An 11,733-nucleotide genomic window follows, 5' to 3' on the forward strand; every position below is an offset into this window, starting at 1 on the left:
CGTCAGGGGTTCGAACCCTGGACCTTGGGATTAAGAGTCCCCTGCTCTACCAGCTGAGCTAACGAACCATGTTCCTTGAACGTGTGAGATGGGGTGGGTGAAGGGGCTCGAACCCTCGACCTACGGAGCCACGGTCCGTCGCTCTGCCAACTGAGCTACACCCACCATTTGTCACGCCTTCAAGCAGCTCGTCTATTATGCACAGCACACGCCGCGCATGCAAGGGGGAATTTCAAAAAAGTTTTGAGCGAGGACGTCGGCACCCGTAGACGAGCAAATAGAGATCGTGTATACGGTCGAGAAGCCCATCCCGCACGGCTTCAGCTTCTTCGCCTCGCCGGGACGGCGGCAGACAGGAGCTTGAAACCCCGCTGACCGGCGCGCACTCCCCCAGGTGGTTGATTGCGCTAGAATGGTCAAACCGCATCGCGCATGCGAAGGCGCCCTTAGCTCAGCTGGATAGAGCACCGGACTTCTAATCCGACGGTCGAGCGTTCGAATCGCTCAGGGCGCACCAGAAAAGCACGAGGTCGGAGGGCACGTTTTGCCTTCCGACCTCTTTTTGCGCCCCTATTCATTTGGGCAAGAATGGGCCAAATTCATACGGAGTGCGGCCGACCAGGCAACCCTCGCCCAGCCGGCCGCGCATCATGAAGCATCAGAAACATTACACCCGCGCCACGCACGCAGGCCTACAGCACGCCAACCGCCAACATCACGGTGTGGAAGGCGAAGGCCACAAGCCAGGCAACGCCCACCTGCAAGGCAAAGACGGCCACGGCATAGCGGCCACCCAGCTCGCTCTTGACCGTGCCGATGGCGGCCACGCAGGGTGGGTAGAGCAGCGTGAACACGAGGAACACGTAGGCCGTCGCCGGCGCGAACAGGCCCGAGAGCGCCGTCGCGGACGAGGAGCCCAGAAGCACCGTGAGCGTGGAGATGACGCTCTCCTTGGCCAAAAGGCCGCACACGAGGGCGCACGACGCCCTCCAGTCGCCAAACCCCAGGGGCGCAAACACCGGAGCTATGAAGCCACCCACCATCGCCAGCAGGCTCTGGGACTGGTCGCTCACCACGTTCATGCGCACGTCGAACGTCTGCAGGAACCACACGGCCACGCTCGCCACGAAGATGATCGTGAACGCCTTGGTCACAAACCCCTTGGCCTTGTCCCACGCAAGCATGAGCGTGGTCTTGAACCCCGGCAGGCGGTAGTTGGGCAGCTCCATGATGAACGGCACGGGCTCGCCCTTGAACGCCGTGCGGCGCAGCACCAGCGCCACGACCATCCCCACCACGATGCCCAGCACGTAGAGCGACACGATGGCGGGCACCGTTGCCTGGGGGAAGAACGCCGCGCACAAAAGGCCATAGACCGGCAGCTTGGCCGAGCAACTCATAAACGGCGTGAGCATCACGGTCATCTTTCGGTCGTGCTCGGAGGGCAGCGTGCGCGTCGACATGATGGCCGGCACGCTGCAGCCAAAGCCCACGAGCATGGGCACGAAGCTCCTGCCCGAGAGACCAAAGCGCCTCAGCACCTTGTCCATGACAAAGGCAACGCGCGCCATGTAGCCCGAGTCCTCGAGGATCGATAGCAGCAGGAACAGCACCACGATGATGGGTAAGAAGGACAGCACGCTGCCCACGCCCGCCAGCACGCCGTCCACCACGAGCGACTTCACCACCGGGTTCGTGCCAAACGCCGTGAGCGCGTCGTCAATCGCCGAGATGCCCGCGCCCACGAGCTGCTCCATGAGGCCCTGCAGGGGTGCCCCCACCGCACCAAACGTGAGCCAGAAGACCGCCGCCATGATGAGCAGAAACATCGGGATGGCGGTGTAGCGACCCGTAAGCACGCGGTCGATCGCCACCGAGCGCAGGTGCTCGCGGCTCTCATGCGGCTTGGTCACGCAGGCCTGGCACACCCCCTCGATGAACGAGAAGCGCATGTCGGCCAGCGCCGAGAGGCGGTCGGTACCCGACTCCTCCTCCATCTGCGAGATGACGTGTTCGATGCCGTCGAGCTCGTTCTTGTCGAGGTGAAGGGTCGAGATCACGAGCTCGTCGCCCTCGACGAGCTTCGTGGCCGCAAAGCGCACCGGAATCTGCGAGGCGCGCGCGTGATCCTCGATGAGGCTCGCGATGCCATGGATGCAGCGATGGACAGCGCCACCGCCGGGGCCGTCGGGCGTGCAGAAGTCGAGGCGCCCCGGGCGCTCATCGAAGCGCGCCACGTGCACGGCGTGCTCGACCAGCTCGTCGATACCCTCGCCCTTCACGGCCGAGATGGGCACCACGGGCACGCCCAGCTGCCCCTCGAGGCGGTTCACGTCGACCGAACCGCCGTTGGCGAGAACCTCGTCCATCATGTTGAGCGCCACCACCATGGGGCGGTCGAGCTCGATGAGCTGCAGCGTGAGGTAGAGGTTTCGCTCGATGTTGGTGGCGTCGATGATGTTGATGAGGGCGTCGGGCCGCGAGTCGAGGATGAACTGGCGGCTCACGACCTCCTCGCCCGTGTAGGGAGAGAGCGAGTAGATGCCGGGCAGGTCGGTCACCGTGGCCTCGGGATGGTTGCGGACGGTGCCGTCCTTGCGGTCGACCGTGACGCCCGGGAAGTTGCCCACGTGCTGGTTTGAGCCCGTGAGCTGGTTGAACAGCGTGGTCTTACCGCAGTTCTGGTTGCCGGCCAGGGCAAAGCGGATGGGGTCGCCGGCGGCGATAGCCATCTTGCCGCCGCGCGGGGTCACGCCCTCGCCCAGGGCGGGGTGGGCACAGGCCTCGCGATGGGGATTTACAGCCGCCACCGTGTCGGTGTCGTGGACGTCGACGAGCTCGATGCGCGCCGCGTCGGCCCGGCGCAGGGTGAGCTCGTAACCGCGCAGGCGAATCTCCATGGGGTCGCCCATGGGGGCGTACTTCATCATGGTGACCTCGGTGCCGGGCGTCAGGCCCATGTCGAGGATGTGCTGGCGCAGCGCCGCATCATCCGATGCCACCGAGGCAATGATTGCGTCCTTGCCAATCTCCAACGCGTCGAGTCTCACGTGCAACTCCTCCTAGCCAACCGCTTAACTAGCCAAGAATGATAGTGCGAGACCGGGTTGTCATAGCAACCCCGCTTAAATTAGCGGACCCTTGGGGACAAAAGACACGTCCCTCTGCCCCCGTTCACAAGAAAGGGGCCGTCCGCGCGTGGCGGGCGGCCCCAAGACGGCAGTTATGCAAGTTCAGCGCGAGAAGTGCACACGCGATGCGTGAGAGGCCCTAAAGCAGCAGCTCGGCAATCTGCACGGCGTTGGTAGCGGCACCCTTACGAATCTGGTCACCGCAGCACCAGAACGTGATGCCGCGTGCCTCGTCGGGGTTCGAAATGTCGCGGCGCACGCGGCCAACCCACACGAGGTCCTGGTCGCTCGTGTAGAACGGCATCGGGAAGCGGTCGCAGGCCTTCTCGGCAGCCAGGTCGTCGACGAGCTTGACGCCGGGGGCGCAGGCAAGGGCCTCGCGGGCGGCATCGAGCTCGACGGGCTCGGCAAACTCGAGGGTGATGCTCTCGGAGTGCGAGCGCAGCACCGGCACGCGCACGCAGGTGCAGTTAACGCGCAGCTCGGGCAGGTGCATGATCTTGCGCCCCTCGTTCTGCATCTTCATCTCCTCGGAGGTGTAGCCCGCGAACTTCTCGGAGCCAATCTGGGGGATGAGGTTGTTGGCGAGCTGGTCGGCGAAGGCCTTGGGCACGCCAATCTCCTCGCCGCGGCCCAGGGCGCCCAGCTGCTCCTCGAGCTCGGTCATGCCAGGCACGCCGGCGCCGCTCGCGGCCTGGTAGGTGCTCACGACCATACGCGTGACGTGACCCAGCTTGTGCAGCGGCCAGGTGGGCACGAGGCCAATAATCGTGGCGCAGTTGGGGTTCGCGATGAGGCCGTGGTTCCAGGCCACGTCCTCGGGGTTGATCTCGGGGACCACCAAGGGCACGTCGGCGTCGAGGCGGAAGGCGTGCGAGTTGTCGACCACGGTGGCACCGCGGCGCACGGCCTCGGGCAGGAGCTCCTTGGCCACGTCGTCGCCGGCGGCGCCCAGCACGATGTCGACGCCCTCGAAGGCCTCAGGTGCCGCGAGCTCGACCTCGACCTTGCGGCCCTGCCACTCGACGACCTTGCCCACGGAGCGCGGGCTCGCCAGCAGATGCAAATCGCCCACCGGGAAGTCGCGCTCGGCGAGGCACTCGAGCATCTGCGTGCCCACCGCACCGGTGGCGCCCAGGATTGCGACGTTCTTAGGCTCGGCCATGGGTTAGTCCTCCTCGTCAAGGAACGCGTCGTAGACGGCGCGGATGGTGTCCTCGAAGTCGGCGTTGTTCACGCCAAAGATGATGTTGATTTCCTGCGAGCTCTGGGTGATGAGCCTGATGTTGATGCCCTTCTTGCCCAGCTCGTAGAACAGCCTGCCCGAGGTGCCCGGGCGGTTGGACATGTTGCGACCCACCACGCTGATGAGGGCCAGCTGGTCGATGACCTTGACCTCGTCGGGCTTGAGCTCGCGCTGCAGGTCGGCCACGATCGAGTAGATCTTGTCCTTGACGTCGGCGCTGTTGACGACCACGCCAAACGAGTCGACGCCCGTGGGCACGTGCTCAACCGAGACGCCGTAGCGCTCGAAGATGCCCAGCGCACGGGCGAGAAGGCCCACCGAGTCGCTCATCTTGGTCTTGGAGACGTGCACGGTGAGGAAGTCGCGCTTGCCGGCGATGCCGGTGATGACCGGGTCGTCCTCGCCAGGCTCGACGCGCTCCTGGATGATCGTGCCGCGCTCCTCAGGGTGGTTCGTATTGAGGATCGCGATGGGGATGTTGGCCTCGCGCACGGGGAAGATGGCCTCCTCGTGCAGCACCGAGGCGCCCATGTAGGACAGCTCGTGCATCTCGTCGAACGTAATGCGGCGGATGGCGCGGGGGCGCTTGACGATACGCGGGTCTGCCGTGAGGAAGCCCGAGACGTCGGTCCAGTTCTCGTAGAGGTCGGCGTTGAGCGCGCGGGCCACGATGGCGCCCGTAATGTCGCCGCCGCCACGGCTGAACAGGCGGATGTCGCCCTCGGCGGTGGCGCCGTAGAAGCCCGGCAGCACGAAGCTGCCCTCGCGCACGACCAGGTCGTGGATGCGGTCGCAGGTGCGCTCCATGTCGAGCGTGCCGTCGTGGTGGAAGCGAACGTAGTCGGCGGCGTCGGCGAACGGCAGGCCAAGGTACTCGCTCATGAGCTGGGCGGTGAAGTACTCGCCTCGGCTCACGATGTACTCGGTGGTGTAGCCCTTGATGTTGGCCGCGAACTCGTCGAACTTCTCGGCGATGGGGTACTTGAGCCCCAGCTCGGTGGCGATGTCGACGAAACGCTGCTTGATGTCTTCGAGAAGCGCCGTGCAGTCGACGTGGTAGGTGCGGTGGGCATCGACCAGGTAGAGAAGGTCGGTGATCTTGTTGTCGTCAGAGTTGCGCTTGCCGGCGGCCGAAACGACGACGAAGCGGCGACCCTCGTCGGCCTCGATGATGCGCTTGACCTTCTTGAACTGGCCGGCGTCGGCGACGCTCGAGCCTCCGAACTTGGTGATCTTGATCATGTGGCCCTCCGAGCCGCGCGCCTTGGGGGTGCAAAGGAGACGCAGACGTTTCCATACTGTCTCATGTGGGCTCGCCGCAGGCCGCGCCGAGCCCTCTCCACGCTATGATGCTTCGAACGGTAGGGACGCCCGCGAGCTCGCGGCTCCCCCACCCGCCCGCATCGCTCACGACGCAAGGAGAAGAGCAGTGACAACGTACCATAGCACGCGCTCGCGAAACGAATCCTTAACAAGCAAGCAGGCGATTCTCGAGGGTATTGCCCACGACGGCGGTCTGTTCGTCCGCGATGACGTCGCGGCCGGCGCGCCCTCGCTTGGCGCGCTCATGGCCGGCACCTACCAGGACCGCGCCAAGCTCGTCCTGGGCCATCTGCTCGACGACTTCACGGCAGAAGAGATCGCCTCCTGCGTCGACGCCGCCTATGGCGACAACTTCGACTCACCCGCCGTGACGCCCGTCTCGCCTTGCGGCGACGACTGGACGCTCGAGCTGTGGCACGGCCCCACGAGTGCCTTCAAGGACGTGGCCCTTCAGATGCTGCCGCAGCTCATGCGCGTCTCGCGCACGGGCGACGGCCGCAACGTCATGATCGTGACCGCCACGAGCGGCGACACCGGCAAGGCCGCGCTCGAGGGCTTCGCCGACGTCCCCGGCACGAGCGTCACCGTCTTCTACCCGCACGGCAAGGTCTCCGACGTCCAGCGCCTGCAGATGGCCACCCAGCGCGGCAACAACGTCGCCGTCTGCGCCATCGAGGGCAACTTCGACGACGCCCAGACCGAGGTCAAGCGCATCTTCGCCGACGCCGCCCTGCGCGACCGCCTGGCCAAGGAGAACGTCGTGCTGTCGAGCGCCAACTCCATCAACGTCGGCCGCCTCGTGCCGCAGGTGACCTACTACTTCGACGCCTACGCGCAGCTCGCAAGCGCGGGCGCCCTCAAGGTGGGCGACGCCATCGACTTCTGCGTGCCCACCGGCAACTTCGGCGACGTGCTCGCCGGCTACTATGCCAAGCTCATGGGCCTGCCCGTGCGCAAGCTCGTCGTGGCCTCCAACGCCAACGACGTCCTCACTGACTTCATCGCCACCGGCACCTATGACCGCCGCCGCCCGTTCCACAAGACGATCAGCCCCTCGATGGACATCCTCGTGTCGTCCAACCTCGAGCGCCTGCTCTTCTACCTGAGCGAGGGCGACTGCGACCTCGTGGCCTCCCTCATGGCAGACCTTGCCGAGAAGGGCGCCTACACGATTCCGCCCGCGCTGCTCGAGCGCCTGCACGCCACGTTTGCCTGCGGCCGCGCCAGCGACGAGGACACCCGCGCCACGATCCGCTCCACCTGGGAGGAGCACGGCGTGCTGCTCGACCCGCACACTGCGGTCGCGCACCACGTGCTCGAGCAGCGCCCCGCCGACGGCACCTGCCGCGTGGTCCTCTCGACGGCAAGCCCCTACAAGTTCTCGGCAGACGTGCTCGCGGCCCTCGGCCACGACACCGCCGGCATGGGCGGCTTCGCGTGCATGGACGCCCTCGAGGAGCTCTCGCACACGACCGCGCCCGCGGCCCTCTCGGCCCTGCGCAGCGCGCCCGAGCGCTTCGGCGACGTCGTCGCCGTCGACGGCATGAACGCCTACGTCGAGGACAAGGCCAAGGAGCTGCTCGCATGATCCGCATAAGCGTTCCCGCCACGAGCGCCAACCTCGGCATTGGCTACGACACCCTGGGCATGGCCGTGTCGCTCTACTCGCACTTCACGTTCGACCGCGCCGAGAGCCTCACGATCACGGGCTGCCCCGAGCAGTTCCAAAACGAGCACAACCTCGTCTACGTGTCGCTCGTCGACGCCCTGGCCGAGTGGGGCGTGGAGCCCTTTGGCGTGTCCATCGACATCCAGACCGACGTGCCCGTGGCCCGCGGCCTGGGCTCAAGCTCGACCTGCGTGGTCGCCGGCATCATGGCCGCCGCGGCCCTCACGGGCCACACCGTGACACGCGAGGAGCTCGTGGCGATGGCGACGCGCGTCGAGGGCCACCCCGACAACGTGGCGCCCGCGATCCTGGGCGCCGCGGTGTGCTCGTTCACGCCCGCCGGCGAGCTTCCGCGCTGTCTGCGCTACGACGTGAGCCCGCGCCTGCGCTTCCTCACGATCGTGCCGCCCTACGAGGTGCACACGAGCGAGGCGCGCAAGGTCGTGCCCCAGCAGGTGCCGCTGTCAACCGCCGTGTGGCAGATGGGCCGCATCGCGGGTCTCACGCGCGGCCTCGAGACGGGCGACACCTCGCTCATCGCGGCCGCCAACGACGACCTCATCCAGGAGCCCTACCGCCGCACGCTCATCCCCGACTACGATGCGATTCGCGCCACCTGCCTCGAGGGCGGAGCCGCCACGATGTGGATCTCTGGCTCGGGCTCGACCCTCATGGCCGTGACCGACGACACCATCGTCGCGAAGTTTCTGCAGGTGCGCCTGCAGGAGCGCTTCCCGCAGTGCGCCACGCACATCCTTACCTGCGACGTCGACGGAGCGCAGATCGAATACCTGTAGCAAGGGCCATCCCCACCGCCACCCCCGCGCAGTCGAGCATGACGTCGGTGACCTGCCCGCTCCTGCCGGGCACGAACAGCTGGATCGTCTCGTCCGCGCTGGGGGTGGCCACGCCCACGAGCACGCGGGGCCACCACGGGCTCCCCTCGTCCCTCGTGAGGGCGAGAAGGACGCCCAGCACGGTGTACTCGAGGAAGTGCGCGGTCTTTCGCACGAGGAAGGTCATCTGGCTCCACTCGTGAATGCCCATGGCCTCGAGGAGGGGCTGGAGCAGGGCGGCCACGAAGTTGCTCTGGGAGCTCGAGGCGGGCCCCGGGAAGAGCGATCTGCTCCATATGAAGGCGATCCACGCCACGACGAGCGCCCGCCGCACCCACGAGGGGATGCGGCGGGCGCTCTTCTCATGCGCGTGCGTCTGGGGCGCCCCCATGCCCTACGCCTGCTGGGCGGCCAGGTGACGGGCGCTCTTGATGTCGCCCGTGCCGTCAATGACCTTGAAGTAGTCGCGCAGCTTGTGACGCGCGAGGCGACGCACCGAGGGGCTCTCGTTGCGGGCGAGCTCCTGGTCGACGAGCATGTCGACGTAGCTTTCGGTGTCGACGACCTCGGGGTGGCCGGCCTGGGGCTTGAACGGGATGAAGGCCGTGTTGGGCTCGAGGCCCTCGGGCTCGTCGAGCTCGTCGCCCACCGGAGTGGTGACGACCACCTGCGGCGCCGCGGCGGCCTCCATGACGACTTGCTCCTCGTAGCGCTCATCGAGGGCGGCCAGGGCCTCGGCCCACATGTCGCGCTGCTCGTCGGTGTACTTGGGCTTCTTCTCGGGGAAGGCCTCGGCGGGGTTGGCGAGGCGCTCCGCGAGGCTCTCGCGCGAGGGCGCGGCAGCCTGCGCGGTGGGCGCGGTGGGCGCGGGCTGGGCGTACGCGACCTGTGCGGAGGTCTGGCTTGGCTGGGCGTCCTGCGGGGCCTGCGCCGCAGAGGCGGGGCGAGACGCCGCCGGGGCGGACGCGGCCTGCTGGGCGGGCGCCGCAGCCTGCTGGGCTCCCTGCTGCCACACCGCGCGGGCAGCCTGGACCTCGGCCGCGGTCTGGGCCGTAAAGAGCACGGCGCTGTTGCCGCTCATGCCCTCCTCGACCGACTCACCGCCCAGGGGCGAGGTGGCGCGCGGGCGCGACGAGGCGCTCATGGCGTCGTCCCACCAGCTCTCGCCCACGTCTCCCACGCTTCCATCGGCGCGCTCGATCACGGGCAGGCCCTCCATGCGGGAGGCCCCCAGGCGCTCTGACAGCACGCTCGCCACGCCCTTGGCGCGAGCGCTCATGCGCTCGGCGAGGGTACGGGTGCGCACGTAGCCCTCGGCCACGTCGACGTAGTCGGTCGAGGCCTTGGCGTTGGCCTCCCAGGCGCTCCAGGCGTCCTCGATGGCGTCGCGCACGGGCTCGGGGGCATCTGCCGCCTGGGCGCCCGGGGCCTTGGCGGCGGGCACCTGCACGCGGATGTCGCCGGTCTGCTCCCAGGCCTGGGCCGTGGCGCTGCGCTGGGTGGGCACGGCCTGGGCGGCCGTGCGGGAGGGGACGGCAGGCTGGGCGTGGCTGCCGCGCAGGGCGCTCTCGATCTCTGCGCGGGCCGTGCGCGCGGCGACGGCGCGCGAGATGGCAAGGCTGCCGCAGCCAGCCACGATGGCGCCGGTGACGCAGCCGGCCACGAAGGTGAAGCCGGGGTCAGACGTGGGGACCTCGTAGCCCATGACCGTAAGCGCCTGCGCGCACGTGGGCGCTCCCCACGCGGCGGCACCGGCAAGCCCGGCAAAGATGGCAGGATTGCTGCGCCTGCTCGTCATGACCTCACGCCTCCCCAGTAGCGACGGCGGCTCATGCAAACAGGCGAGATTGCGACGACGGGCCCAGCGCTCGCTCGAGCGGGGCCAATCGGGCAACGGCGGGGTCTGTTTGGTCTGCGGGTACCGTCGCTCGAACGAATTCAAGATGTGGGCGCCTCTGCACCCTTCGTATGACTATAGCAGCACCGGCATGTCGGCGTTGCATAAAAATGCCTCCGTCCACGGTCAATCGACCAGCGGGCGGAGGCTGGGGTGCTCCCTGCGCCAAGCCAGGCGCGAGAGGCGTCCCTACAGGGCGTCGGCGTACTCGCTCTGCTGGGCCTTCTTTGCCGAGCGTATGAGGAACTCCTCGTTGGTCGCCGTGGCCTTGAGGCTACGCACGAGCGAGTTCTCGGCGCGCTCGATGTTGTTCATGTTGGCAAGGATGCGGCGCAGGCCCCACACGAAGGGCTGCAGCTCGGGGTCAATGAGCAGTTCCTCGTTGCGCGTGCCCGAAGCCACCGGGTCGATGGCTGGGAAGATGCGCTTGTCGGCCAGCTCGCGGTCGAGCTTGAGCTCCATGTTGCCCGTGCCCTTGAACTCCTCGAAGATGACCTCGTCCATCTTGGAGCCCGTCTCGACGAGCGCGGAGGCGAGGATCGTGAGCGAGCCACCGTTCTCGATGTTGCGCGCGGCGCCCAGGAACTTCTTGGGCGGGTAGAGCGCCGAGGCGTCCACGCCGCCGGAGAGGATACGCCCACTCGCCGGCTGGGCGAGGTTGTAGGCGCGGGCAAGGCGAGTGATGGAGTCGAGCACGACCACCACGTCGCGACCCATCTCGACCAGGCGCTTGGCACGCTCGATCACGAGCTCGGAGACGGCCGTGTGGTTGTCGGCCGGCATATCGAACGTCGAGGCCACGACGTCGCCCTTGATGGAGCGCTGCATGTCAGTGACCTCCTCGGGACGCTCGTCCACCAAAAGGCAGATGAGGTAGACCTCGGGGTTGTTGGCGGCGATGGACTCGCAGATGCGCTTGAGCACCGTGGTCTTGCCCGCCTTGGGGGGACTCACGATGAGGCCGCGCTGGCCCTTGCCGATGGGCGCCACCAGGTCGATGGCGCGGCCGGTTATCGAGTTCTTGCCGTGCTCCATGACGAGGCGCTCGTTGGGATAGACCGGCGTGAGGTCGCGGAAGCGCGGGCGCTCGCGGGCGACCTCGGGAGAGGCGCCATTGATCGAGGCGACCTTCTGCAGCGCCGGGTACTTGTCGTTGGGGCGGCTGGGGCGCACGGTGCCCTCGACCCAGTCTCCGCGGCGCAGGCTCATGTGCTTGATGAGCTGCTGGGGAACGAAGGCGTCGTCGTCGCCAGCCATGTAGTTGCCGGTGCGCACGAAGCCGTAGCCCTCGCCCGTGATGTCGAGCACGCCCGCGACGTCGCGGAAGCCCTCGGCGCGCGCGGAGGCCACGTAGACGGCCTCGACGAGGTCTGCCTTGCGCACGCCCACGTACTCGACGCCCAGGCCCGCGGCGTGGACGCGGAGCTCCGCCACGAGCATCGAGGAGAGCATCTCGCGCGAGAAGCGCGGCTCGACGACGCCGTTGCCGTTGTTGTTGCCGCCGTTGTTGTGGCGGCCGCGGCGACGACCCTGGTTCTGCTGGTTGTTGTAGCGGCCCTGCTGGTACTGCTTGGGGCGGTCGGGGCGCTGGTACTGCTTGCGCGGCTGCTGCTCGCCCTGGGCCTGCTGCG

At 67.5% G+C, this 11,733-nt stretch carries 8 protein-coding genes and 2 tRNA genes; 3 read left to right on the plus strand and 7 right to left on the minus strand.

Annotation, left to right across the window (positions count from 1 at the left end; all coding sequences use genetic code 11):
• Positions 1-89 precede the first annotated feature (89 nt).
• Positions 90-165 (minus strand) — tRNA-His (locus Q3866_RS07640).
• Positions 166-440: 275 nt separating this feature from the next.
• On the opposite strand from Q3866_RS07640, the gene Q3866_RS07645 reads away from it, so the two are divergent.
• Positions 441-517: transfer RNA gene (locus Q3866_RS07645), tRNA-Arg, on the plus strand.
• Between the two features lie 175 nt (positions 518-692).
• Here the strand turns inward: Q3866_RS07645 and feoB are convergent.
• The 3 genes from feoB to Q3866_RS07660 all read right to left on the minus strand — a co-directional run bounded on the left by feoB (position 693) and on the right by Q3866_RS07660 (position 5,619).
• Positions 693-3,050: a ferrous iron transport protein B gene (gene feoB, locus Q3866_RS07650; protein ID WP_301830798.1), complete on the minus strand. Its 2,358-nt coding sequence runs from the start codon at positions 3,048-3,050 to the stop codon at positions 693-695.
• Between the two features lie 220 nt (positions 3,051-3,270).
• On the minus strand, positions 3,271-4,296 hold the full coding sequence (locus Q3866_RS07655) for an aspartate-semialdehyde dehydrogenase (protein WP_293674029.1): 1,026 nt from the start codon (positions 4,294-4,296) through the stop codon (positions 3,271-3,273).
• Positions 4,297-4,299: 3 nt separating this feature from the next.
• On the minus strand, positions 4,300-5,619 hold the full coding sequence (locus Q3866_RS07660) for an aspartate kinase (protein ID WP_293674028.1): 1,320 nt from the start codon (positions 5,617-5,619) through the stop codon (positions 4,300-4,302).
• 187 nt (positions 5,620-5,806) lie between these two features.
• On the opposite strand from Q3866_RS07660, the gene thrC reads away from it, so the two are divergent.
• Positions 5,807-7,288, plus strand: coding sequence for a threonine synthase (thrC, locus tag Q3866_RS07665; protein WP_301830800.1), 1,482 nt, complete (start codon positions 5,807-5,809; stop codon positions 7,286-7,288).
• Positions 7,285-8,166 (plus strand): homoserine kinase, encoded by an 882-nt coding sequence (gene thrB / locus Q3866_RS07670; protein ID WP_301830802.1) that lies wholly within the window; start codon positions 7,285-7,287, stop codon positions 8,164-8,166. The genes thrC and thrB overlap by 4 nt, the downstream gene beginning before the upstream one ends.
• Here the strand turns inward: thrB and Q3866_RS07675 are convergent.
• The 3 genes from Q3866_RS07675 to rho form a co-directional block, all read right to left on the minus strand.
• Positions 8,126-8,596, minus strand: a complete 471-nt coding sequence (locus Q3866_RS07675; protein ID WP_301830803.1) for a VanZ family protein — start codon at positions 8,594-8,596, stop codon at positions 8,126-8,128. The genes thrB and Q3866_RS07675 overlap by 41 nt on opposite strands.
• A gap of 3 nt (positions 8,597-8,599) precedes the next feature.
• Positions 8,600-10,003 carry a hypothetical protein gene (locus Q3866_RS07680; RefSeq protein WP_301830804.1) on the minus strand — a complete coding sequence of 468 codons (1,404 nt, stop codon included), beginning with the start codon at positions 10,001-10,003 and terminating at the stop codon, positions 8,600-8,602.
• 288 nt (positions 10,004-10,291) lie between these two features.
• Positions 10,292-11,733: transcription termination factor Rho (gene rho / locus Q3866_RS07685; RefSeq protein ID WP_301830806.1), on the minus strand; the 1,442-nt coding region annotated here is incomplete at its 5' end.

This window comes from uncultured Parolsenella sp., from assembly GCF_958346945.1.
Taxonomy (GTDB): domain Bacteria; phylum Actinomycetota; class Coriobacteriia; order Coriobacteriales; family Atopobiaceae; genus Parolsenella.

Coding starts and splice junctions, on each gene's coding strand:
- Q3866_RS07675 (WP_301830803.1), bottom strand. CDS start 8,596: ATGGGGGCGCCCCAGACGCACGCGCATGAGAAGAGCGCCCGCCGCATC.
- Q3866_RS07655 (WP_293674029.1), bottom strand. CDS start 4,296: ATGGCCGAGCCTAAGAACGTCGCAATCCTGGGCGCCACCGGTGCGGTG.
- thrB (WP_301830802.1), top strand. CDS start 7,285: ATGATCCGCATAAGCGTTCCCGCCACGAGCGCCAACCTCGGCATTGGC.
- Q3866_RS07660 (WP_293674028.1), bottom strand. CDS start 5,619: ATGATCAAGATCACCAAGTTCGGAGGCTCGAGCGTCGCCGACGCCGGC.
- Q3866_RS07680 (WP_301830804.1), bottom strand. CDS start 10,003: ATGACGAGCAGGCGCAGCAATCCTGCCATCTTTGCCGGGCTTGCCGGT.